The 23,063-nt window shown below is 60.3% G+C and carries 18 protein-coding genes and 2 pseudogenes; 10 read left to right on the plus strand and 10 right to left on the minus strand.

What is annotated here, in order from left to right; translation table 11 throughout:
* Window positions 1-254: 254 nt before the first annotated feature.
* On the plus strand, window positions 255-1,277 hold the full coding sequence (locus tag FHT78_RS07580) for a class I SAM-dependent methyltransferase (RefSeq protein ID WP_183742188.1): 1,023 nt from the start codon (window positions 255-257) through the stop codon (window positions 1,275-1,277).
* Window positions 1,278-1,417: 140 nt separating this feature from the next.
* Here FHT78_RS07580 and FHT78_RS07585 read toward each other — a convergent pair whose 3' ends face one another.
* From FHT78_RS07585 to FHT78_RS07600, 4 genes are all read right to left on the minus strand, one after another.
* Window positions 1,418-2,176 carry an SDR family oxidoreductase gene (locus FHT78_RS07585; RefSeq protein ID WP_246715185.1) on the minus strand — a complete coding sequence of 253 codons (759 nt, stop codon included), beginning with the start codon at window positions 2,174-2,176 and terminating at the stop codon, window positions 1,418-1,420.
* Entirely contained in the window at window positions 2,173-3,495 is a 1,323-nt protein-coding gene (locus FHT78_RS07590; protein ID WP_183742190.1) for an FAD-binding oxidoreductase, read from the minus strand. The genes FHT78_RS07585 and FHT78_RS07590 overlap by 4 nt, the downstream gene beginning before the upstream one ends.
* A 3-nt stretch (window positions 3,496-3,498) precedes the next feature.
* A complete protein-coding gene (locus FHT78_RS07595; RefSeq protein ID WP_183742192.1) occupies window positions 3,499-3,909 on the minus strand; it encodes a GtrA family protein in 411 nt (136 codons plus the stop codon).
* A gap of 192 nt (window positions 3,910-4,101) precedes the next feature.
* Window positions 4,102-5,526, minus strand: a complete 1,425-nt coding sequence (locus FHT78_RS07600; RefSeq protein ID WP_183742194.1) for a UbiA family prenyltransferase — start codon at window positions 5,524-5,526, stop codon at window positions 4,102-4,104.
* Window positions 5,527-5,961: 435 nt separating this feature from the next.
* On the opposite strand from FHT78_RS07600, the gene FHT78_RS07605 reads away from it, so the two are divergent.
* Complete coding sequence (locus tag FHT78_RS07605; protein WP_183742196.1) at window positions 5,962-8,106, plus strand: right-handed parallel beta-helix repeat-containing protein; 2,145 nt, start codon at window positions 5,962-5,964, stop codon at window positions 8,104-8,106.
* A 100-nt stretch (window positions 8,107-8,206) separates the two neighbouring features.
* On the opposite strand, the pseudogene FHT78_RS29290 reads toward FHT78_RS07605, so the two are convergent.
* From FHT78_RS29290 to FHT78_RS07620, 4 genes and pseudogenes are all read right to left on the minus strand, one after another.
* Window positions 8,207-8,378: pseudogene (locus FHT78_RS29290) on the minus strand (IS256 family transposase); the annotation flags it as partial.
* 204 nt (window positions 8,379-8,582) lie between these two features.
* Window positions 8,583-9,842, minus strand: a complete 1,260-nt coding sequence (locus FHT78_RS07610; protein WP_183742198.1) for a hypothetical protein — start codon at window positions 9,840-9,842, stop codon at window positions 8,583-8,585.
* Window positions 9,839-10,597: an SUMF1/EgtB/PvdO family nonheme iron enzyme gene (locus FHT78_RS07615; RefSeq protein ID WP_210289794.1), complete on the minus strand. Its 759-nt coding sequence runs from the start codon at window positions 10,595-10,597 to the stop codon at window positions 9,839-9,841. Before FHT78_RS07615 ends, FHT78_RS07610 begins: the two co-directional genes overlap by 4 nt.
* Window positions 10,598-10,997: 400 nt before the next feature.
* Window positions 10,998-12,065, minus strand: a complete 1,068-nt coding sequence (locus FHT78_RS07620; protein WP_183743428.1) for a cyclic nucleotide-binding domain-containing protein — start codon at window positions 12,063-12,065, stop codon at window positions 10,998-11,000.
* Between the two features lie 98 nt (window positions 12,066-12,163).
* Here FHT78_RS07620 and FHT78_RS29295 point away from each other — a divergent pair.
* Window positions 12,164-12,362: pseudogene (locus FHT78_RS29295) on the plus strand (transcriptional regulator); the annotation flags it as partial.
* On the opposite strand, the gene FHT78_RS07625 reads toward FHT78_RS29295, so the two are convergent.
* Window positions 12,359-12,928, minus strand: coding sequence for a nucleoside 2-deoxyribosyltransferase (locus FHT78_RS07625; RefSeq protein WP_183742202.1), 570 nt, complete (start codon window positions 12,926-12,928; stop codon window positions 12,359-12,361). The pseudogene FHT78_RS29295 and the gene FHT78_RS07625 overlap by 4 nt on opposite strands.
* A 501-nt stretch (window positions 12,929-13,429) precedes the next feature.
* Between FHT78_RS07625 and FHT78_RS07630 the strand changes: the two genes are divergently transcribed.
* On the plus strand, window positions 13,430-15,391 hold the full coding sequence (locus FHT78_RS07630) for an elongation factor G (RefSeq protein WP_183742203.1): 1,962 nt from the start codon (window positions 13,430-13,432) through the stop codon (window positions 15,389-15,391).
* A 239-nt stretch (window positions 15,392-15,630) separates the two neighbouring features.
* Here FHT78_RS07630 and FHT78_RS07635 read toward each other — a convergent pair whose 3' ends face one another.
* Window positions 15,631-16,569: a sugar-binding transcriptional regulator gene (locus FHT78_RS07635; RefSeq protein WP_183742205.1), complete on the minus strand. Its 939-nt coding sequence runs from the start codon at window positions 16,567-16,569 to the stop codon at window positions 15,631-15,633.
* 72 nt (window positions 16,570-16,641) lie between these two features.
* Between FHT78_RS07635 and FHT78_RS07640 the strand changes: the two genes are divergently transcribed.
* The 6 genes from FHT78_RS07640 to FHT78_RS07665 all read left to right on the plus strand — a co-directional run bounded on the left by FHT78_RS07640 (window position 16,642) and on the right by FHT78_RS07665 (window position 23,050).
* Window positions 16,642-17,340 carry an HAD-IA family hydrolase gene (locus tag FHT78_RS07640; protein ID WP_183742207.1) on the plus strand — a complete coding sequence of 233 codons (699 nt, stop codon included), beginning with the start codon at window positions 16,642-16,644 and terminating at the stop codon, window positions 17,338-17,340.
* Between the two features lie 169 nt (window positions 17,341-17,509).
* Window positions 17,510-19,144, plus strand: a complete 1,635-nt coding sequence (locus FHT78_RS07645; RefSeq protein ID WP_183742209.1) for an ABC transporter substrate-binding protein — start codon at window positions 17,510-17,512, stop codon at window positions 19,142-19,144.
* Window positions 19,145-19,224: 80 nt separating this feature from the next.
* A complete protein-coding gene (locus tag FHT78_RS07650) occupies window positions 19,225-20,241 on the plus strand; it encodes an ABC transporter ATP-binding protein (RefSeq protein ID WP_183742210.1) in 1,017 nt (338 codons plus the stop codon).
* Window positions 20,238-21,221 (plus strand): oligopeptide/dipeptide ABC transporter ATP-binding protein, encoded by a 984-nt coding sequence (locus FHT78_RS07655; RefSeq protein ID WP_183742212.1) that lies wholly within the window; start codon window positions 20,238-20,240, stop codon window positions 21,219-21,221. The genes FHT78_RS07650 and FHT78_RS07655 overlap by 4 nt, the downstream gene beginning before the upstream one ends.
* Window positions 21,222-21,230: 9 nt before the next feature.
* Window positions 21,231-22,160, plus strand: coding sequence for an ABC transporter permease (locus FHT78_RS07660; protein ID WP_183742214.1), 930 nt, complete (start codon window positions 21,231-21,233; stop codon window positions 22,158-22,160).
* 11 nt (window positions 22,161-22,171) lie between these two features.
* Window positions 22,172-23,050 (plus strand): ABC transporter permease, encoded by an 879-nt coding sequence (locus tag FHT78_RS07665; RefSeq protein WP_183742217.1) that lies wholly within the window; start codon window positions 22,172-22,174, stop codon window positions 23,048-23,050.
* Window positions 23,051-23,063 lie beyond the last annotated feature (13 nt).

A 23,063-nucleotide genomic window follows, 5' to 3' on the forward strand; every position in this document is an offset into this window, starting at 1 on the left:
GATCCCAATTGAACAAATCAACAGCGCCACTACGTCGGCAGAGCTAGCGCCGCGATATAAGCGCGAAGGCGCTGATCGGCTGGCCAAGAATGAGAAGCCGTATCTGTGCCTTCGGCCGGCAGGACGCGCTGGGATGTTGAGGCGAGGGCACCCAATAAGGTTAGAGCAGTGGGTATTGTAGAATATGAAAATATACAGATAATCCCTGCGGTTGTCGCTGCCAGACAAAGGTAATCGCGGCTCTGGGGGATCCCATGGAAACAATCGCCGAGGACGCCCATGCTGGCGTAGTGTCGCCCGAACTCGTGGTCGACGCGCTGTTTGCATGCCGAAAGACCGCAGCGATCAGGGCGGCCATCGAGCTTGATCTCTTCACTCACATCGGCGACGGCAAAACGGCAGCATTGCTGGCGTCGGCAACAGGCGCGTCGGAGCGCGGCGTGCGCATCCTGTGCAACTACCTCGTGGTACACGGTTTCCTGACAAAGGACAGCGAGCAGTACCGAATGACGCCCCCGACCAGAATGTTCCTCGATCGTAATTCGCCAGCCTATATGGGCTCTGCCGTCGAGTTCGTCGCCGCACCTGAAATTCTGGACAATTTTCTGCGCGATCCGGCCGCCGCCGTGCGAAACGGCGGTTCGATCGGGCTTGCGAACATGTCGCCAGACAATCCCGTCTGGTTGAAGTTTGCGCGCGGCATGGGCTCCTTTACCGGGCTCAGCGCCAAAATCCTGGCCGGCGAAATCTCCGGCTGGCCGGTGCCTGCTCGAAAGGTTCTGGACATTGCTGCGGGTCCAGGCCTTTTCGGGATCGAAATTGCCAAGGCCCTTCCATCGGCAGAGATCGTCGCTGTCGACTGGGCTGCCGTGTTGGAGTTGTCACGTCGGAATGCGGAAAAGGCCGGCGTGGCTGATCGGTACCGGACGATTGCGGGCAGCGCCTTCGATGTGAACTGGGACACAGGTTATGATCTCGTCCTGCTCCCGAATTTTCTGCACCATTTCGATTTGCGGACATGTGCCCAATTGTTACGAAAGATCATTGCGAGCCTTGCGAACGATGGTCGCATCGTCGCCGTCGATTTCGTGCCGAACGAAGACGGCATCTCGCCGCCTTTTCCGGCGGCCTTCTCCTGGGAGATGCTCGCCGGTACGCCGGCAGGCCAAGCTTATACGCAAAGTGAGTTGTCTGAGATGGCAAGACTTGCAGGTCTTAAGAGCGTCAAGGTCAAACCAATGCCGCCAACGCCAGCAAGCCTTATTCTCTTTGAATAGCCGCTTGACCGTCGCCCGTGTCGCTTGGCCGACAAATGCTTAGTCGCTCCAATCCATGCCATGATCGTTGATGCGCAACCAAAATGGCTCCGCAATCTGTCGCTGGCCGATTCCCCCACGACTGCCTCGGGACAGAAGCGCTACAGACGAAGCTTTTTGAACAAGCCTTCCGGGATCGACCTGATGATCATCATAACCAGCCACCAAGCCGGCCGCACGTAGATGACATTTCTGCGCTTTTCCACGGCGCTGTAGATTGCTACGGCGAGTTCTCGCGGCTCGGCGGTCAGAGCAGCGGGAAGCGCCATGCCCGCCGTCATTTTAGTCCTCACGAAGCCCGGTTTGACCGTCAAAACATGAACGCCCCTTGCGGCCAACCGGTTGCGCAGCCCGGAAAGAAAGGCGCTCAAACCAGCTTTGGCAGCGCCATAGACATAGTTGGAGGCGCGCCCGCGATCGCCCGCCACCGACGAAATACCGATGATCGTGCCCGAACCGCGATCCTGAAATCGCGACGCCATCAATCCCAGCAGAAGACAAGGTCCTTCGAAGTTCGAGCGCATAACGAGCGTGGCATGATCGATGTGACGCTCCGCCAATGCTTGGTCGCCCAGCAAACCGACGGCTAACAGGACGGCGTCTGGCAGCACGGGCAAACTATCGAGAAAAGGCGCAAAGCTTGCGGTGTCGAGAATGTCCAGCGCGACGGCGGTGATAACGCTACCCGGCACGCGTAACTCGAGATTGGCTGCTTCCGCTCGGGCAACAGGCAACTCTCTTCCGCTGATCGTAACGTTCCAACCCTTTTCAGCGAAAGTAAGCGCCGTCGCTTTAGCAATGTCGGACGTGCCGCCGACGACCAGCAGGGACTTTTTTTCAGGCGGCAGCGCAAGGTTCAAAGTGATAGCCTTTGGGATTGAAGCGAAGAGAAGCTGGTTGCGGCACCCGAGCTGCGGCGCATTTCCCGAAAGGCGGCAAGACGCGGGTCGGCCGCCTCCAGCGTTGCACTGCTCATGCGTGCGTCCTTCGCGAGATAAAAACGGCCGCCATAAGCGACAGTGATCGCGTCAAGCTGTTCCATCAGTGCAAGACTTGCCGCACTGACGGGGAAGTCGAGCGCCAGCGTGTATCCTTCCATCGGGAATGAAAAGCGGCTCTCCTGCGCGCCCATGCGCTTCAGCACTGCGAGAAATGATCCCTGGCCGGCGGCGGAAATCGCTCTCAGCAGTTCTGCGGTCCCTTCGCTGGCGGCCGAAAGCGGCAGCACGCATTGAAATTGTGCAAAGCCGCGCCGTCCGTAAATCCGGTTCCATCCGAGAATGGCATCCAGCGGGTAGAAATAACTGTCCCAGTCGGTCACGCTGTCGCCGGCGCTGCGCCGGCCTTTTGCGTAATAGACCGCATTGAAGGCGCGCACCGAAAAGCGGTTAAGGGTCAACTGGGGAGCGTCGAATGATATATGTCGTTGGCGCTTGATCTTCACCTGATAAGGATTAAGCCTCTGCCGATCGCTGAGCTCGTCGCGCCTGGCATGTTCGCCCAGGACAATGCACGAGCGGCCAAGCATATTCTTTGGTGCGAAGCAGTCGATCCAGGCCACGGAATAAGTCCAATCGGCAGACCGCTCGAATATATCGATCGCTTCGTCAAGGCAACGGGCGGGGATTGTGCGCTGTCTTATCCAGCCGCTTTCCACCGAGGTCAGCCGGATGGCCGCGCGCAGTATGACGCCTGTCAGACCCATACCGCCGATCGTGAAGGCAAAGAGATCGGGATTTTCAGTTCGCGAGCAACGCAGGACGCTGCCGTCAGCAACCATGAGGTCTATCCACTCAACGAAAGTCCCGAACGAGCCGTGCTTGTGGTGGTTCTTGCCGTGAACGTCGGCGGCAATCATGCCCCCTATCGTTACAAACTTCGTGCCAGGTGTCACCGATGGAAACCATCCGCGCGGCAGGAAGGCCAGGATGATATCGCCGAGAACAACGCCGGCCTCAACTGTCAGTACCCCGGTTGCAGGGTCGAACGCGATCATGCGGTTGAAGCCGGTCAGGTCGATTGTGTGCGCCTGATTGAGAGCGCTGTCGCCATATGCGCGCCCATTGCCGCGAGCGATACTCGGCCCGGAAAGAACGAGATTTCGCAACGACGCCTCATCGCGCGGAAAGCTGATACGGCAATCAGCCTTTGGAAAACGTCCCCAGCCAGAGATTTCCATCGATCACGCCTCCATACTGCGCGAGGCGAACACAAACTTGCGATCGAGATTGTACTTGATGCAATAACCTATTACGAGGCCGAGGACGGCGCCAAGTTCACGCGTCTCGGCGGTGCTCCATGTGAGCCAGAACGTGGTTTCGGTTGCCCAAAAGATTAGCGTAGTGGCGACACCTGTAAGTGTGTAGAGGCCGAATTTACGGCTTCCGTTCGCGACACCCGCCGTGTTGTCGAAGAAGATCCATCTCTTGTCCAAAATGTACTTGATGATCAGGCCCGTTGCCGTACCGGCAAATATTGCCAGTGCGAAACCCAAGCCATCGCTCAAAACGGCAAGGACCGCGCGCTGCATCAATAGATTAGCCAGCGTGGCGGTAACGGCAAACAAAACGTAGCGGACGATCAGTTGGAACATCAGCCTAGGTCATCCAGAAAAGAGATCGTATTTTCGCCGACGGCGAATAGCTCGGTCCCGCGCATGGTGTTTTGGCCAGAGTTTCGGTCAACAATCAATCGCAACACCCTCGAACCTTTCAGCACGCCTTCTTTTTGAGGGACATTCTCCAGGACAACAGGGAAAAACTGGGCAGAGGTTTCAAGCATCGATCTACATAATGCCAGCAATAATCACGATCAGGATGAGTACGCCGCAATAGCGACTGACGCGATCCCTGACCGCAAAAACGATTGGATCGTCGTCCATAATACCGCGATGGGCCATCATGACCATGCGGCTGACCCAATAAAGCAGGATGAGGCAGATGCCCCAAAGACGGATCGGATGAGTGTAAAGCTCTCGGACCTCGGGGGAGTCCAAGTAAAGCGCCATAACCAATGCGGCGATATATCCGGAACTGAGAGCCATCATCGACACGATGAGCTGGTCATCGCCTTGGTAGCCTCGGCCGTTGGCCTTGCCTCGCCCGGAATTGACGACATCGACCAGTTCGCCCTGACGTTTGACCGCAGCGAGCGAAAAAAAGAGGAAGATCGAGAATGCCAGCAGCCATTCCGAAATCGGCAATCCCGTGGCAGCACTGCCAGCGAAAATGCGCAGCGAATAGAGGCCAGCCAACGCGCAGATATCCACGATCAGTTTGCGCTTGAGGTAGATCGAGTAGAGCATGGTGGTGGCGTAATATAGCGCCATGACCAACAAGAATTCCGCCCTCTGAACCAGTAGGCCGAACAGCAACCCAGACAACAGCAAACCGGGCACCATGAATGTCCCGTGCTGCAATGGGATCATGCCTGAGGCGAAGGGCCGGTTCCGCTTTCGCGGATGAAGCCGGTCAGAGGCAAGATCCAGCAGATCGTTCAGCACATAGACGCTGGACGCAACTAGGCTGAAGCAGATAAATGCAAAAAACGCATCCAGCCAACTATCGATTGATGCCTCATGGGCTGCAATCAGCGGCAGAAAGACCAGTATGTTCTTCGACCATTGATGCGGTCGAATGGCCTTGAGGTAGGCTCGGCTGCTGTGCTCCTGATCACAAAGATGCATGACCTCGCCGCTAAGCGAATGGACCCGGCCTCTTTCCTTCTGTGAGAGCCCTACAGTGATAGCTCGTCGCGCCGAATTCCATACCGGTATGTCGGCATGCGCATCGCCGATATAATCGTAGTTGCCGGCACCATAGCGCTCCACGAGAAAGCCCGCCTTCGTGCTGCCTTTCAGATTGCGCATGCCGTCTGAGCCATAGACTTCATCGAAAAGTCCCAGATGATCGGCCGTTGCATTGGCGATGGACTGATCCGTGGCAGTCACAAGGACTGCCTTTCCACCTTGCTGACGCCAGTTTCTTATATAGTCGACAACGTTGTCGTTATAGGCGAGCGCAGCCGGATCAATCGCGTTGTTTCGCGCCAAGCTCTCTTTGAATTGCGCTTTGCCGGCTGCGAGAGATCCGAGCACATGTAAGAGCTTCCAAAGATCCTTTGATGCGCAATCCCAGAAGGATTCATAGAGAACATCGCTTCTTATCAGGGTCTTGTCGAGATCTACGGCAAGTACAGGTAGATCATCCATTGTTGCGCCTCTCCCCTGCGGCGCTGGTCCCGAATACTCTAGTATCTTCGGGCATTCCGAAGAGCCTCCGAGGCCAGTGTCTTTGTGTTCAGCTTAGGGAGCCGCAGATTTAAGGGTAGATCGTTTATGGTTGGTGGCCCTAATCCCTTCGGCGAAGGGCGAACGGAAAGGGTTGAGCAAGACGACACGAATTTACGCTGCCGACGCGTACGGCACGTTCGCAATGCTCCATTTGGATTACTTGCAATCCGGATGTCCCCAGATGAATCTCATTGAACCGTCAAGCACAACCAAAGATAGGCTTTCCCCGCGACTACCCTGCCTTTTGTTTTTCGGTCAAGAACGTCGACGGAATTATTCAAAGAACAGCGAGTGGGTTGACCAACAGTTGGCGAGCCAACGAATGCTGAGCACGAGGACGGAGCTGCTAATCTCATGAAGCTGGGCGTTGCGCTGATCTCAAGTATTTTTATTGTTACCTTCTTTCCGCAATCGGGCAATACGGGCTCCGTATGGCCGGACGCCGATGCGCCTGACCGGTTGCAACAGACGATCAGAGAGGCGACTTGCGCGGAAGCTTCTGCGGCGACCATGTCGGCCAAACTGGACGGGACCTCCTTGAGCGGCCTCTTGACCAGCCCATCCGCAACTCGAACAACATTCCACGTATCTCCGGATGGCAACGACAATTGGAGCGGCCTCCTTCCCGCAGCTAACACACAGCGCAACGACGGTCCTTTCGCCAGCATTGAGCACGCTCGTGATGCAGCGCGTGAGAAGGGTGGCCCAAGCGTAATTGCAATGAGCAGTGGCGACTATTATCTCGCTCAACCAATCGTCTTCGACGCTCGCGATGCGGGCTTGATCATAACGGCGAGATGCAACGGGACTCCGGTTTTACATGGCGGTCCGCTTGTGCAGAACTGGGCGTTACAAGCCAACGGGCGCTGGACGGCACCTCTGAAGTTGCCTTCAGGGGATGGAGTTGGAGACCTTTTCGTCGACGGCGCCCGCCAGACGAGTGCCCGCTTTCCCAACGTTCCCGTTGACGGAGATCCGCGCAAGGGATGGTTGTTCGCCGCCGAATGCGATCCGCCTATCGGCCCCTGGGCAGGCAACACACGCTTTTGCTTCCATCCGGGGGATCTTCCGGCTTTGGGAGATGTGACATCGCTGACCGTCGATATTGTCGGAGGATTTCAGCCCGGAAGCCAATGGGGGAACGATACGCTTCCGGTGGTTTCAATCGACGCCGAGAAGAGGACCATTGATACCAAGGGCACCAGTTATTTCTTTACCGCAGAAGGCAGCCGCTATTTCTTGAGCGGCACGGAAGCCTTGCTCGATGCTCCCGGGGAATGGTTGTACGATCCCACTATGGGTCAGCTCCGCTATATCACAGTGGATCGATCTTTTCCTGGCGCGGTCGTCGTTGCAGGTATCTTGCCGACTTTCTTCCGGCTTGCGGGAGCCGACGGGATGACTATCTCGGGGCTGGAGTTTCGTGATGGAGCTCCGCAGGGAAGCGGCAAACTGGGCACAGACACCAGAGGCTTTGGTGCCATCCGGCTCGAGGGAGCTAACCGTGTCAGGCTGCTAGGCAACGTCATCGAAAATATCGGCGTTGGTATTCACGTGTCAGAAAGTCAGGATGTTTTGATTGCCGGCAATGCGATCGGCAATGTGGCCGGCAATGGAATTTACGTTGGCACGACCTATGGGAGTTTCGGCAAATCAAACGGTGCCAGAATCCTGTCGAACCATATTCATGATGTCGGGCAGGTATATTATGATACAGCCGGGGTATCTTTCCAAGCCACAGACAACATCCGGATCGCTAACAATCTGATCGAAAACGTTGCGCAGTTCGGGATCGGCGGTGGCTCTACCTGGGGTCCACAAGATGCCGTTCATGACGCGGTCATCGAACATAACGTCGTCCGCAATGCCAATCAGCGTACGTCAGATGGTGGTGCCATCAAGCTGATGGGCGAGCAGGGCGACCCACTGAATAGCATCATCCGCGAGAATCTTGTGACCGGAACAGGGCATCTGATGAACCGGGCCGACGGAACGTTTTGGCCGGCCGGATACGACAATATCGATGAATGGCCTACTCCTATAAGCTGGGCGATCTATACCGACGGTAAGGCCAGTGGGGTGCGCATCGAAGGAAATACTCTTTCAGGCAACGTATCAGCGATCGGGATCAATGGCGGCTGGAGCAATCTGGTGACAGGAAATGTCATCTCACATGGATCAGGCGTAGTTTTTCGTGTTGATGATGCGACGGGCCGAGGGTGGCACCCGCAATGGGCGCGCCCTAACCGCATCGAGGAGAATGTTGTATCGGTTGACAGTGACAGCGGCATCGTAGCAAGCGTCAACGCTCCCGATCATGGGCTTGGGTTTGTGCACTTCGCACGCAATCGTTACAGCGGCAATTTGAACGACAAGAGTTTCCGATTGAATTGGCGAATGACGCTGTGGGGGAATTCTGGCAACCTGAGTGATTTCCAGAACGCTGGGGTCGACACAGACAGCGTCGTCATTCCCGCCGACAAGAAAGAGGACGAGTGACGCCTTCGGCTGGCGTGTCGCCGCGATGGTTTTGAGCGCCAGTTCTGAACAAGCTCCCGTGGTGTAACTGGCCGCCGATTGGCATCGGCCGGAGGGGATATCAGCGTGCCAGAGCGGGCAGGCTGATTTGAGGATCATCTTCCATTCGCGCCATGGTCTCAAGCGTCATGTGCCTTGCGCGTTGAACTGGCCGAGCAGCAGTGCGCCAACGAGACGACCGATCGCTTCGTCGTTCGCAGGATGCCGACAACCTCGGTGCGGCGCTTGATTTCGCGATACCGCGGCCTTGATGCCTTCGTGAGCATCGAAGCGCCGCTTGAGCCGCAAAGTATCAGACAAATAAGCAGAGTTTCGAGCTAAGCCGGAATCTATCTCCCCGTCTACGCAGCCAATAGGAAACATGCCCAGGGTCAGAAGCGCGGGCAACTGGTTGGCGGTTGCCGCAAGTGTTTCGCCGCCTGGCTTTTGAATGCCCCCTACACAAACTCCGTCATATGCCTGACGGTCAGCGCGAAATAGCCCATGAAGACTATGAGCATAAGAGCATCGTGACGGAGGCTTTTTTGCTGCGTTCGCGCCATTCCGAGGCACAAGAAAAGCAAAACGGCAACCTCCGAGTAACGTTGCCAACTGAACCTTTGCGCCGCTTGACCTGCAAAATAGCAGGCAAACAAGGATAGTTCCGGGCTGAGCCGGAATCCATCTCTCCGTCCACGCCGCCAATAGGCAAATGCAACGACCATACCCAAGGTCAGGAGCGGAAGGGTCAAAAGGGGGCGACCATAGATCGTCGGCAGGTGCGCTGCCACGGTCCACACGACCGAATACGGCCTGGAGCCACCATCTTCCGGGATAAGGAGCCACAGCGCGAGAGAAATCACTGCGATGGCAATGATCTCACGTGTCCGGGCGGGCACGTCGCCGGCGAGGTCCTCTTTGCGCAGAAAAAGCCAGCCGAAGACGCCGAGAAGCGCCAACCCATGCAAGAGCGGTCCAAACGAGAATCCGGTGTGCATCTCTCGCCACTCCGGAGGCGTCGGTCCACCCCAATGTATCACAAGGCTCGCGGCAACCAGCAAGGACGGCGCCAGCGTCAGTATAGCTAAACCAACCATCCGCCATGTGACGATGCGAGGCCATTGTTCGGCGACAGCCATGAGTCCGAAGGCACCGGCTGCACTGAGGAAGTTTTGCCGTGCGATTGTGGATATTGCGCCCGCGATGCCGAACGCAATTGGCCGGCGCGGGTAAAGGGCGAGCGAATAAGCCATTGCGAAGAAACCAGCCATCGAAAGGCTTTCACTTACGGGATGCAGGGCGGGCGTCCAGAAATAGCTCGACGAAACGAGCGGGAAGCCGATCACTAAGGCCCGAAGCGGAGAAGCACCACTGGATCGCAATGCCGCATAGAAGAAGAGAAGTGAGATTGTCGTCAAGATGGCGGGCCCGAATGTGGACTGCCAGCTGGTCTGATCAAGTGCTTCTGCCCCGGTTAGCCATGCAAGGATAGCCATGAGCCAATGAAATCCAGGACCGGTCGCCGACCACGCGGGGTAAGTCCACTTGATGCCCCATTCTATGAACCAATTGATCTGCGGTAAATGATATAGTTCGGCATCGAGGGCACCCCAATGTGTCGGATCGAGATCTGAAGAAAACGCGGCGACAGCTATCGCATAGGCGAAGAGAAGAATTGGAACGACATATCTGTCACGGTTCAGGCCGAGGGTTCTCATGGCGTACCCGGATCTAGAGCCACACGGAAGCCGACGTCAGGCCTGCGGGCGCCGGGGGTCAGCTTGTAACGTGCGCTCGCTCGGGCAAAACCTGAAGGAAGCAAATAAGAGCCACCTCGCACCACGCGCACCCTGCAATCCGCCGGGTCTTGCGCCGAGCCGTCCCGCGGCGCGCGATCATAGGCGCCATAGCAATCCTGCACCCACTCCCATACATTGCCGTAGAGGTCGTAAAATCCTTCCGGTGTGGGTTTGAACCTGCTCACTGGCGCGGCGGATTCGAAAGTATCTGCGCCCCCGACCGCCGGGCGGCAGCAGGACTCGTCGCCGAAGTTGCCAAAAGCCGGATCGGCATCATCGCCCCACCAGAAACGTGATTGTGTACCTGCGCGGGCGATCAGTTCCCACTCTGCTTCGGACATGAGACGATAGCGGTCGCCGGTCTGCGCGCTCAACCACGCGGTATAGGACTGCGCATCGCGCCAGGACACACCAGTTACCGGATAGTCGTCGCCTTGCGCTTTGAAAAGCGGTGCCCGACAGACCCCGGCGCGAACACATGCGTCATACTGTCGGGACGTGATCTCGCTTTGCGAGGCCGAGAAGGCTCTGATGTCAACGACGCGGTTGCCGTGCTCGTCGGGGGCCGACCAATTATCGTGATCGCCGCCCATCTCGAATTTGCCGGCCGGCACGAGCACCATATCCGGTGCCGGCTCGAACGAACCAGCCGACGAACTGCCGGATGCAAGCATCGAAAGCGCTAAAACAAGCCAACCCACTGAGCGCAAAACTATACCACCGCCAGCCAAACCAACGTTACGCTGCAAAATTGTAGAACATTCCGCTTTTGTTAGGCGAGGGCCATATGTTGGGATCCGGGTTCGCCTCTTATGACGAGGGGCTAATTCTAAAGGACGGTTTGACACAAGCGAATTGAGCGACGTTTTGAAGGCGCGTGCTTTTCCGAGGGCTGGGTAAAGCGTCGAGCCTGATTGGAAGGCCAGGACCGCCGATGGATGCGAAGATGTGCAGCCATTCAAAGCTGACCCGGCAAGGCTCGGCCGACCGCGACTATCTCCCAGCACGACGACCGCGGCGGGCGCAGTTATCCTGCGCTATGAGCCGGTCAAGGAGTACCCTCGCCGGCTTGGATTATTCCTTCGGTGGCCCGCCCCGCCGCTCCAGCGCCGTCTTGCGGATGGTCTCGGCGATCTGCGGACTACTGCTCGACAACATCTGGAAATCCACGGCGTAGAGCGACAGCAGCGATACCTCGGTTGCTGCGCTGACCGTCGCTGAGCGCGGTTCGCCGCTGATCAGCGCCATCTCGCCGAAGAAGTTTCCGGCACCGAGTTCCACTGGATGATCGGGTGTCGCCACGGTGACCCGTCCCTCGACGATGAAGAACATCTGATCGCCAGCATCACCCTTGCGGCAGATCACGCCACCTGCGGGAACAATGCGCGGTCGCAACGCCCGTACGATCTCGATCAGTGCTGCGGATTCAAGCTTCTGGAACAGAGGTACTGCAGCGACCAATTGCCAGTTGCGAACGAAGTCTCGGCGGCGAACCTCTTCGTAGAAGCCGGTGGCGAGGATGCCGGCCCAAAGTGCAAAAATACCGATCCCGCTCATCATCACCAATCCGGCTAGAACTCGGCCTGCAAGGCTCTGCGGAATCTCGTCACCGTAGCCGGTCGTCGACAGCGTCACGACCGCCCACCACATCGCCTGCGGAATGCTGCCGAACTTATCGGGCTGGACGTCTCGCTCGAGGATATAACCGGCCAACGCAGCGCCAAAAAGAACGATGCCGAACACCGATGTCACGCCAAGCAGATTGCGCGATTCATTCGCGACCACCCTTGCCAGCAGCCTGAAAAAGGTCGAGTCGCGCAACGGCTTGAGAAGCCAAATGGCGCAATAGAGGTTTCGATCACGGGAGCCAACGAACAAGAACGCAGCAGCCGGAACCAGAACCGCCAGCAAATCAATCACGAGGGCCGGCATCCCGCCCGACAAGCCATGTCGCCGTGAAAGCAATGTGCCGCTCAATTGGAGGACATAGGCCAGCCAAATTGCCGCAAGGAGCAGCTCAAAGACAAGCCTCTCCTGTCCAGTAAGGCCCTCGGTCGTCAGCGCGGCAACGACCAAGAGACCAATTGTAACCAATAGCGCGTTGAGCGGCGTCGAAATCTTTGAGAAAGGCACTGCCGACATTACAGACTCCCAACCGCCTGGCATTCGTCGACAATAGATACCTTCGGGCCACACGCAAGGGAACGGGAACTGACGCAATGTGTCTTCGCGTCAAAGATTTGGGCTTTGCGCCAAAATGGGTCGAGGGGTCCGCCGAACCGGCCCTCGAGCTAAAGGCGGTGCGGGGCATCGATTTCCGGATCGGGCTTGGGCGTTGCCTGGAAAAAGAAAGACCCGATCGCCCCGCGTGATGACGTCGTCGACATTTGCCTTATCCCTCGCATGATCGGGAGGGTGAGGGACGCGGTACCTCCCTAGCGCAGCTTCTCAACGGCGACGGCAAGACACGTCTTGAACGCGGCAAGGTCCGTATAGAGCGCATCCCGCGGCGCGTCTCCGATGATGAGGACGCCACCGCGCCGCTCAATCCCGGCGTGCAGCATGAGATTGTCAGCAAGGCCAAAATCCTCGACCGCAATTCCGTTCGGGTCTCGCAGTCGACCTTCAGCATCATACGCGACGGCCCCGCCATAGAGATCGCTCACTCGCCCGCTGTGATCGCGGGCCACATTCGTGTAGGCGAATACAGGCTTACCGCTTGCGCACATAAAACCGAGTTCGAAGGCCGTCCCCGTATCGGCGGCAATGCCGCGAAACGGCGTCAGATTGGCGATGATCGCATCAGCCTCGATCATCATCTTCTCGTCCACTGCGTTTATCGCCGCGGCCCGCTCGCGCTTCGAGTTCGTATGCGGGATTTCCAGATCGCCGGGCGAAAGCGGGAAAAGTCCCGCCTCACGGGCAAGCGCTGCTTTCTGGTCGAGGATCTCACGGGCGTTCGGAAGGAAGACCTCGGGACCCGCCAGATAAACTTTTTTTGTCATAAATGCACCTGAAACGAATGGGTTCGACAACCAAAATATCTTCCTCGCTGTACAGCGAAGAGGGATTACAATCCAGTGGGCGAAAGCCGCCCATCCAGCGCGGCCACCTATTAGCGCAACGCCGCGCGGCTGGCCATCATGTGGCGTAGGCAGCGCAGTCGTGACGTTAAGCTTGCGCTGCTTCCGGATGCCGATCCTTCTCCTCCTGCTTAGCGGCGACCGGGAGGTTCGTTGTTATCAGCCGTCTCTTGCGTGGTATCGATGAACGCAATGCGCTTGCTGCCAAGCTGGCGCGGCAGCGCGCAAGTTCACGCCTAATTACCTGTGGGAGTAGCTTCAGAGTCTCTGGATGGATCGTTTTGGATGCGTCTGCAGCCCTGCTGGCAGTTCGAGAAAAGCTCCTGTCTGCGTTGTGAAACCAAACACCTCTGGCGCCTTGCAGCGGTTCAGGGCATCCTATGATGGCTGAAAATTGTGTTTATGGCAGTTGGAGGAATGCCGATGCGCTGCTTTACCGTGCTTGGACCCTCGCAGACCGGAAAATCAACAGTCGTCGAAAAGCTCGGCTCCCTGGAGGGGGCGCCGAGAAAATCCATGTCCCCTTATGGATTGACTCTCACAGAATTCACCTTTGGAAACGAGGCGTGGTGTGCGCTGGATGCGCCAGGACCCAACGAAGCATTGGCGCATGCACAGCACGCGCTTCTTGCCAGCGACGCCTGTATCCTGTGCGTTTCATCGGCACCCGACGAGGCTGTGCTCGCCGCGCCCTATCTGCGGATAGTCGAAGCCTCCGGGACGCCGTGCATCCTCTTCGTCAATCGAATGGACGAACCGGGAGGGCGGCTGAGGGACGTGATCGCCGCACTTCAAGACTACGCGAACCATACGCTTTTGCTTCGCCAGATCCCGATCCGCGAGGGAGACAGGATCATAGGCAGTTGCGATCTGATTTCGGAACGGGCGTGGCGCTACCGGGAGGGCCAGACTTCGGCGCTGATCGCAATCCCCGAAAGCACCGCCGAGCGCGAGCACGAAGCGCGCAACGAACTCCTGGAACACCTGTCCGAATTCGATGATTGGCTTCTCGAGGAACTGATCGAAGATCGCGAGCCCCCCAGCGACGCGCTCTATGCCATTTCATCGCGGGTTCTCAGAGAAAACAGGATTATTCCGGTTCTGATCGGTGCCGCAAGTCACGGCAACGGCATGATGAGGCTGATGAAGGCGCTGCGCCACGAGGCGCCCGCGGTAGGCTTTCTTCGACAGCGCCTGGCTCGTGCGGGCAGCGTCGATGAAAACAAGCTGACCGCCGTGAGCTTCCATGCCTATCATCGTCAGAATATCGGCAAGACGGTGTTGGTGCGTGCGTTTGGTGAGGGACTGCGGCAAGGCGCATTACTGGGCGGCTCCAGCCTCGGCGCCGTGCAGGATCCCGCAAACGGACGGTCGAACTCGGCGATCGTGCCTGCACCGGGGGATGTCTTCGCAACGGTCAAGTCCGACCACTTACCCGTCCCGGCGCCATTGACATCAAACGCGACGGTCGCCCCGCCCGAATGGACCGAGCCACCTACGCCGATGCTTGAAAGGATCCTGGTCCCGGGCAGCGAACGCGATGAAAACAAGCTCTCCGAAACGCTGGCAAAACTTGCCGAGACGGATCGCGGTCTTGTCGTCTCGCAGGAGGAAGGCACTGGCGCCCAGCTCGTCCGCGCCCAGGGTCCGGTACATCTGCGCGATCTCTGCCGAACCCTGTCCGACGTCTTCCACATCGACGTAACCGATCGAACGCCCAGCCCGATCTACCGCGAGACAATCGCGAAGCCTTCCGAGGTTCACTATCGGCATCGCAAACAGACCGGCGGTGCCGGACAATTCGCGGATGTGAAGCTGAGCATTCGCCCCAACGAGCGCGGCCGGGGCTTTACCTTCAACGAAACCGTCAAGGGTGGCGTCGTCCCGCGCAACTACATCCCTGCCGTCGAAGCAGGCGCGCGCGAAGCGATGGAGAAAGGGCCGCTCGGCTTCCAGGTCATCGATGTCGGCGTAACTCTGTTCGATGGTCAGCACCATGCCGTCGACAGTTCGGAACACGCCTTCAGGACTGCGTCGAAAATGGGAGTGCGACAGGCGCTTTCCGAAGGGTCGGCCGTTTTGATGCAGCCGGTCTTCCGCAGCGAAATTCACATTCCGTCGATATATTCCGGCAGCCTCGTCCAAATCGTCTCGGCGCTCAAGGGTCAGGTTCTCGGCTTCGACCGGGACGAGACCGCTAAGGGATGGGACATCTTCCGGGCACTTATTCCGGGCGGCGCACTTGACGATCTGGCGCGCGCGCTACGCTCGGCGACGCAAGGCATTGGCTACTTCTCCAAGACCTTCGATCACTTCGAAGAGCTGTACGGCAAGGAAGCGGACGCCGTCGTGAGGGCACACGGGGAACCAGGCGTCGCACACTGAAACGTTCGCGCCACGTCATGCTGGTTCGCAGAATGGGGCTCATGTCGTTTGGCAGTTGACCGAGTTCTTCCTAACTTTGTGGGCGGTGGTAACATTCGTGGCCTCAGCAGTCCCGCATCCCGACCATATATTGCGCGCTTGAGGGTCTTGAGGCGGGTGATCTGGCCTTCGGCCTATCGAGCCTCTATTTGTCTGCCACCCCCAAGCCAGTTGCTATCCTCCTGCGGGCGCACCTCGCGTCATCCGCCCGCCAGCAACACCCTGGCGCTCTCCTCATCCGTCACCAGCGCGGTCGCTAGGCCGGCCCGCATCGTCGCGCTGAGGATGGCGTGTTTATGGGGGCCGCCGGAGGCGACGATGCGGCAGGGGATTTTGCGGTAGTCGGTAAGATCGGGGGCGAGTACCTGGGCGTTCAGCGGATGGGCGACGGGGCGGCCCTCGGCGTCGATATAGCGGCCGAGCAGGTCGCCGACGGCGCCGACGGCGATGAGATCGCTGACATTGGTTCCGGCCGGCAGGCCGTAGCGCACCTGCAGGGATTGCCGTGTCACGTCGCCCACGCTCAGAAAGGAAATATCCACCTCGCAGGTCTGCCGGAAGATCCGCTCGAAAACCGATTGCGAGATGATCGCCTCGCGCGAATGCGGGCTCTCGGCATAGATCGGTGCCGCGAAGTAATGGCATTGCGCCTTCAGGACCTGCGCGAAGGCGCGCACGATCTCGAACGTGTTGATCTCCGAACCGCGCGTCAGCCCGCCCATCATCGAGCGCACCTCGATGTCAGGCTCGCTCGCCGGCGTCATGTGGGTGACGGTTTCCTTCAGCGTCGCGCCCCAGCCGACGCCGATCGAGCGGGGCCGGCGGGCCTGGATCAGCCGATCCAGATAGCCGGCCGCACCACGGCCGAGCGCCTGGTGCAGCAGGTGCGGATCGGCAGGGGTCGGAACGACGATCGCCGCTTCCAGGCGGAAACGCTCCTGCAGGCGCGATTCGAGTTCCATGCCGCCGGCAAGCGGCGAGGCGAAGCTCACCCTGACGATGCCTTCCTCCAGGGCGGCGGCCAGAAATTCGTTCACCCTGCGACGGGTCAGGTGCATGCGCTCGGCGATCTGCGCCTGGGTCAATCCCTCCACGTGGTAGAGCCAGGCCGCCCGGATTTTCAGTTCATGCGATTCCATAAATCCCCATCAAAATATGTTGTCGTTACAAATTTCACATTGGTGTAACATATGTAACGTAATGCGCTTGGCATGACGATAGAACTTCTGATCTTCGATTGCGATGGCGTATTGATCGACAGCGAGCCGGCCGCCAGCGGCACGCTGGCGCAGGCCCTGCAGCGCGCCGGTATTCCCTTGAGCCATGCCGAGGTTCACCGCCGCTTCACCGGTCTTTCGGGGGAGGCGGGCCGTCGCCTCTGCAGGGAGGAACTCGGCCTTGCCGATCCGGAGCCGATCTTTGCCGATGCCAAAAGTGCGCTCTACGAGGAGTTTTCCCGTTCGCTGCAGCCGATGGCCGGCATGGAAAAGCTGGTACGGGATCTCAAGCAGCGCAAATGCGTCGCCTCCAACAGCGACATGGAGAGGCTGCGTCGCAGCCTCGGCCTTTTCGACCTCTGGGCGGAATTTTCCCCGCATATCTACAGCGCCGACATGGTGGCGAGGCCGAAGCCCGCGCCGGATCTCTTCCTGCTCTGCGCCGAAAATCTAGGCGTGGCGCCGCACCGTTGCCTGGTGATCGATGACAGCGCGCTCGGGATCGCGGGTGCGGTTGCGGCCGGCATGGCGGCGATCGGCTTCGTCGATCCGGCCGATCCGCGCGCCGGGCGGCACGAGGCGCTGAAGGCGGCCGGCGCCCTGCAGACGGTCGAAGGAGCAGGGGAACTGGCGATCGCGCTCGAAGCGCTACTGACGCCTGCAAGGAATCCGGCGGTGGCAATCGCTGACTGATCTCGCGCGGGGCCAGAGCCTCACGCGCTGGAATGGCTCTTCGCGGCATCCGCGACGGCCGGCTTTCACCGAAACTTCATGAAGCCGTCAATCGGGCGACATGGAGATGATCCTAAGAACCAGGGCCGCGTGCCGGGGGGGCCGTTGGCCAAGACACAAGGAGTTTCCGATGATTTCGATCAATCGACGCGGCGCGCTCGGCCTTCTCGGCGCCACCGCCGGTACGCTCATTCTGCCGCGCATGGCCTTCAGCCAGGCCAAGCGTCCGTCCATCACCATCGCGGTGCAGAAGATCACCAACAACAACTCGCTTGATGTCTATCACGAGCAGTCCAACGTCGGCGAGCGCATCTTCTATCCCAACCTCTGGGAAGGTCTGATCCTGCGCGACTGGATGGGCAACCAGGGTCCGGTTCCGGGTCTTGCCACCGAGTGGAAGCGCATCGACGACAAGACGCTCGAACTGAAGCTGCGCCAGGGCGTCAAGTTCCACAATGGCGATGAAATGACCGCCGAAGACGTTGCCTTCTCCTTCTCCAAGGAGCGCGTATTCGGCAACACGGAGCCTGCCGGCGGCAAGACCATCTTCGAATCCGATCACAAGCCTGCCACCGCCAAGGAGCTGCCGGCAACCGTGCCCGGCGTCGGCCGTCGCCTGTGGCCGGCGCTCGCCGGTATCGAAATCGTCGACAAATACACCGTGCGCCTGCACAACACGACGCCTGACGTGACGCTCGAAGGCCGCCTCTATTCCGGCGGCAGCCAGATCACCAACCGCCGCGCCTGGGATGAGGCTGCGAGCTTCACCGAATGGTCGCGCAAGCCGATCACGACCGGCCCCTACATGGTCGGCGAATACAAGCCGGACGTTTCGCTCACGCTCGTCGCCTTCGACGAATATTGGGGCGGCCGCCCGCCGCTCGAGCAGATCCGCTTCGTGGAAGTTCCGGAAGTCGCCTCGCGCGTCAACGGCCTCCTGTCCAGCGAATACGACTTCGCCTGCGACCTGCCGCCGGATCAGATCGCTGCCGTCCAGGCCGCTCCCGGCTATGAGGTCCAGAACTCGACGATCTGGAACCACCGCGTCTCGGTCTTCAACACGCAGAACCCGATCCTTGCCAACCCGCTGGTGCGCCGCGCCATGACGCACGCCATCGACCGCCAGGCGATCGTCGATGCGCTATGGGCCGGCAAGACGGTCATCCCGGCCGGCCTGCAGTTCGAATCCTTCCGCAACAGCGATATGTTCATCGAGGGCTGGGCGCCCCCGGCCTTCGACCAGAAGCTCGCCAAGGATCTTCTGAAGCAGGCCAATTACAAGGGCGATGCGATCCCCTACCGCCTGCTCAACAACTACTACACGAACCAGACGGCCAACGGCCAGATCATGGTCGAGATGTGGAAACAGGTCGGCCTCAACGTCGAGATCGAGATGAAGGAGAACTGGGCGCAGATCCACGATCCCCAGGGCATCAAGGGCGTGCGCGACTGGTCTGCCGGCAACTCGATCAACGATCCGATCACGCCGATGGTCGTGCAATTCGGCCCGAACGGCGAGGTGCAGCAGAAGAAGGACTGGACGAACGCGGAGATGAACAAGCTCGCCGTCGTCATGGAAACCTCGACCGACCGGGCGCAGCGCAAGAAGGCGATCGCCCGCATGCTGGAAATCGCCGAGCGCGAAGACCCGGTCTATCAGGTCCTGCACCAGAACGCCGTCTTCACCGGCATGAAGTCGTCGCTGAAATGGAAGGCCGCTCCGGCCTTCGCCATGGACTTCCGCGCCACCAACTGGTCGATCTGATCGGCCCTCACTCCGGTCTCCGGCGGCTGAAGGGCTGCCGGAGATCCTCTTTTGGTGCAAGCAAAGAACGGGGATGAAAGATGGGCGCGACCGGCTCCAATCTCGTGGAACTGCGTAACCTCAAGGTCGCCTTCGACGGCGTGCAGGTTCTCCACGGCATCGATCTCGACGTCGCCAGGGGCGAGGCGCTCGGCCTCGTCGGCGAATCCGGCTGCGGCAAGTCGGTCACCTGGCTGGCGGCGCTCGGCCTGCTGCCGGGCAAGGCAAATGTCAGCGGCTCGGTGCGGCTGGAAGGCAACGAGCTCGTCGGCGGATCGCGCACATCGCTCGAAAGCGTGCGCGGAAGCCGCATTGCCATGATCTTCCAGGATCCGTCCAGCTCGCTCAATCCGGTGCTGCGCATCGGCCGGCAGATATCCGAGGCGCTGTCGGTCCATCGCGGCCTGCGCGGCGAGGCGGCAAAGGCCGAGGCGCTACGGCTGATCGACATGGTCGGCATTCCCGATGCGCGCCGCCGCTTCGATCTCTACCCGCATGAGTTTTCCGGCGGCCAGTGCCAGCGCCTGATGATCGCCATGGCGCTTGCCGGCCAGCCCGATCTGCTGATTGCCGACGAACCGACCACCGCGCTCGATGCGACGATCCAGGCGCAGATCCTCGATCTCTTGATCCGCCTGCGCGCCGAAACCGGCATGGCGACCGTGTTCATCAGCCACGACCTCGGCGCCGTCAGCCAGGTCTGCGAGCGCGTCTGCGTCATGTATGCCGGGCGAATCGTGGAGGAGGGCGGTGTGGAACAGCTCTTCTCCGAGCCGCGCCACCCCTATACGCGCGGCCTGTTCGATGCCATTCCGCGGCTTGACGGCGGCCGCGAACGGCTGATCCCCATTCCCGGCACCGTTCCCAATCCGAAGGATCTGCCGGCGGGCTGTTCGTTTTCGCCGCGCTGTTCGCGCGCCGTAGAGGCCTGCCGCAGCGAGCGCCCGCCGCTCGTTTCCCTCGATGGCGGCCGCAAGCTCGCCTGCACGCGGCCGGTGCCTGTCGCTGCCGCCGCCGAGAGCCTGACGTCCCGTATTGCCGAAGGCCTGCTGCAATGACGCCGCTCATCGAAGCCCGTGATCTCGTCCGCATCTATCAGATCCGTCGCGGCCTCTTCGGCCGCCCGACACCGGTGCGCGCCGTCGACGGCGTTTCGCTCCAGGTCATGCCGGGCGAAACGCTTGGCATCGTCGGCGAATCCGGTTCCGGCAAATCGACGCTCGGGCGCATGCTGCTCGGCATCGACGACCCGCAGGAAGGCAGCATCCGTTTCCAGGGACAGCCGATGCCGGCCCGCCATACCGCACAATGGCGAGCATTGCGCGCCAGGATGCAGCTCGTCTTCCAGGATCCGCTTGCAGCGCTCGACCGCCGCGTGACGATCGGAAACCAGATCGGCGAACCGCTCGAAATCCATAGGCTCATCCCGAGAGAGCACCAGGGCGCGCGCGTGACGGAACTGATACGGGCCGTCGGCCTGCGCCCCGACCAGGCCGATCGTTATCCTCACGAGCTTTCGGGCGGCCAGCGCCAGCGTGTGGTGATCGCCCGCGCACTCGCGTCCCGGCCGAAGCTCATCGTCTGCGACGAGCCGGTTTCGGCGCTCGATGTCTCCATCCAGGCGCAGGTGATCAACATGATGCGCGACCTGCAGGAGAGCAACGGCATCGCCATGGTCTTCATCAGCCACGACCTGAAGGTGGTGCGCAACATCGCCGACCGCGTCGCGGTCATGTATCTCGGCCGCGTCGTCGAGGAGGCGTCGTCGGACGCCATCTTCCGCGCGCCGCAGCATCCCTACACGAAAGCGCTGGTGTCCAGCGTGCCGGTTCCCGGCAAGCCGCTCCAAGGCCGCGTCATCCTGCAGGGCGAGCCCCCGAACCCGGCGAGCCGCCCCTCCGGCTGCGCCTTCCACCCGCGCTGTCCGTTGGCGCGGGACATCTGCCGTTTCACCGTGCCGGAGCTCCTCGATATCGGCGAGGGCCGTACCGCCGCCTGCCATGTCGTGGCGGGCGAAACCACGCCGGTCGCGGCATAGGAGGCTTCCATGATCCGTTTCGTACTCGTGCGCCTGTTCCGTGCTGTCCTGACCATCATGGCGGTGGTCACCTTCGCCTTCGTCGTGCTGCGCATGTCGGGCGATCCTGCGATGGTGATGCTCGGGCCCGATGTGCCGCAGGAGGCGGTCGATGCCTTCCGCAAGGCATGGGGCCTCGACCAGCCGCTCTGGATTCAATATCTCGCCTATATCAAGTCGATCTTGTCAGGCGATTTCGGCGTCTCGATGCGCGACAAGGCGTCCGCGCTCAATCTGGTGCTGGAACGCGTGCCGGCGACGCTGCAACTGACGCTGCCGGCCCTCATTCTCAAGCTCGTCTTCGGCATTCCCTCCGGCGTCTATGCGGCGCTGCACCGGCAGAGTTTCTCCGACCGCGGCGTCATCCTGCTCGCCGTTCTCGGCTTCACGATTCCCTCCTTCGTCATGGGGCTGCTGCTGGTGCTGGGCTTCTCGGTCATCCTCGGCTGGCTGCCCTCGGGCGGGCAGGATACCTGGGTGCACGGCATCCTGCCGACGCTGACGCTGAGCATCGGTGGCATCGGCATTCTCGCTCGCTTTTCACGCAGCGCCATGATCGAGGTGATCGGCCAGCCCTATATCCGCACCGCCTCGGCCAAGGGGCTGGCCTGGCACGACGTGGTCTGGAACCACGCATTGCCCAACGCGGCAGTGCCGATCGTCACGATTGTCGGCTTCATGGTCGGCTCGCTGATCGCCGGCGCCGTCGTGGTGGAATCGATCTTTTCCTGGCCGGGCATCGGCCGCCTGCTGGTGGTCTCGGTCACCAATCGCGACCTTGCTGTCGTGCAATGCATCCTGCTGATCATCGCCGCCGCCATGGTCGTATCGAACCTCGTCGTCGACCTGCTCTACGGCTGGCTCGATCCGCGTCTTCGCTCGCATGCGGCCGGCCACTGAGGAGAAAACCGATGGCACCTGTCGATCTCGTGGCAACACCGGCTTCCGCAAAGCCCAACCGCCTCGTCTCCTTCCTGCGCTGCAACCTGCCGCTGTCGGTGGCGTTCGGCCTGTTATGGCTTGCGGCCATGGTCCTGATTGCCGTTTTCGCCGACACGATCCGTCCGTTCAACATCACGGCCATGGATCTCGGCAGCCGGCTTTCGGCGCCGGGCGGGCTCAAGCATCTGCTCGGCACGGACGAACTCGGCCGCGACGTGCTTTCGCGCCTCATCCAGTCGATCCGCGTGTCGCTCGTCATCGCCTTCGGCGCGACGATCCTCTCGGCCGTCTTCGGCACGCTGCTGGGGTTCCTCGCGGCGCAGTTCCGCGGTTTCGTGGAGCATCTGGTGCTGATGCTCGCCGATTTCCAGGCCGCACTTCCGTTCCTCATCATGTCGCTGGCGGTGCTGGCCTTCTTCGGCTCCTCCATGCTGCTGCTCGTCTGCCTCATGGGTTTCTACGGCTGGGAGCGCTATGCGCGCATCGCCCGCGGCCTTGCGATTGCCGCAGGCGCTCAGGGCTATGCGGCCGCGGTGGTGCAGCTCGGTGCGACGCCTTCGCGCGTCTACCTGCATCATATCCTGCCGAACGTCGCCTCGACGCTGATCGTGTCCATGACGCTGACGTTCCCCGAAATCATCCTGATGGAAAGCAGTCTCTCCTTCCTCGGCCTTGGCGTGCAGCCGCCGGAAACCAGCCTTGGCAACATGGTGGGCTTCGGGCGCGAATATCTGACGCGCGCCCCCTGGATCATGCTGGCGCCCGCCGCCGTCATCATGCTGACCACGCTTTCGATCTCGCTTGTCGGCGATTGGCTGCGCGACAAGCTCGACCCGACGATCCGCTAATACCGTGAAGCAA

It is taken from the genome of Rhizobium sp. BK196 (genome assembly GCF_014193255.1).
Lineage (GTDB): Bacteria > Pseudomonadota > Alphaproteobacteria > Rhizobiales > Rhizobiaceae > Rhizobium.

Excerpts from the sequence above, each read along its gene's own strand:
- FHT78_RS07645 (WP_183742209.1), top strand. The coding sequence starts at position 17,510 with ATGATTTCGATCAATCGACGCGGCGCGCTCGGCCTTCTCGGCGCCACC.
- FHT78_RS07620 (WP_183743428.1), bottom strand. The coding sequence starts at position 12,065 with ATGTCGGCAGTGCCTTTCTCAAAGATTTCGACGCCGCTCAACGCGCTA.
- FHT78_RS07610 (WP_183742198.1), bottom strand. The coding sequence starts at position 9,842 with ATGAGAACCCTCGGCCTGAACCGTGACAGATATGTCGTTCCAATTCTT.
- FHT78_RS07595 (WP_183742192.1), bottom strand. The coding sequence starts at position 3,909 with ATGTTCCAACTGATCGTCCGCTACGTTTTGTTTGCCGTTACCGCCACG.
- FHT78_RS07660 (WP_183742214.1), top strand. The coding sequence starts at position 21,231 with ATGATCCGTTTCGTACTCGTGCGCCTGTTCCGTGCTGTCCTGACCATC.
- FHT78_RS07590 (WP_183742190.1), bottom strand. The coding sequence starts at position 3,495 with ATGGAAATCTCTGGCTGGGGACGTTTTCCAAAGGCTGATTGCCGTATC.
- FHT78_RS07655 (WP_183742212.1), top strand. The coding sequence starts at position 20,238 with ATGACGCCGCTCATCGAAGCCCGTGATCTCGTCCGCATCTATCAGATC.
- FHT78_RS07600 (WP_183742194.1), bottom strand. The coding sequence starts at position 5,526 with ATGGATGATCTACCTGTACTTGCCGTAGATCTCGACAAGACCCTGATA.
- FHT78_RS07625 (WP_183742202.1), bottom strand. The coding sequence starts at position 12,928 with ATGACAAAAAAAGTTTATCTGGCGGGTCCCGAGGTCTTCCTTCCGAAC.
- FHT78_RS07650 (WP_183742210.1), top strand. The coding sequence starts at position 19,225 with ATGGGCGCGACCGGCTCCAATCTCGTGGAACTGCGTAACCTCAAGGTC.
- FHT78_RS07630 (WP_183742203.1), top strand. The coding sequence starts at position 13,430 with ATGCGCTGCTTTACCGTGCTTGGACCCTCGCAGACCGGAAAATCAACA.
- FHT78_RS07640 (WP_183742207.1), top strand. The coding sequence starts at position 16,642 with ATGACGATAGAACTTCTGATCTTCGATTGCGATGGCGTATTGATCGAC.
- FHT78_RS07665 (WP_183742217.1), top strand. The coding sequence starts at position 22,172 with ATGGCACCTGTCGATCTCGTGGCAACACCGGCTTCCGCAAAGCCCAAC.
- FHT78_RS07635 (WP_183742205.1), bottom strand. The coding sequence starts at position 16,569 with ATGGAATCGCATGAACTGAAAATCCGGGCGGCCTGGCTCTACCACGTG.
- FHT78_RS07615 (WP_210289794.1), bottom strand. The coding sequence starts at position 10,597 with ATGCTTGCATCCGGCAGTTCGTCGGCTGGTTCGTTCGAGCCGGCACCG.
- FHT78_RS07605 (WP_183742196.1), top strand. The coding sequence starts at position 5,962 with ATGAAGCTGGGCGTTGCGCTGATCTCAAGTATTTTTATTGTTACCTTC.
- FHT78_RS07580 (WP_183742188.1), top strand. The coding sequence starts at position 255 with ATGGAAACAATCGCCGAGGACGCCCATGCTGGCGTAGTGTCGCCCGAA.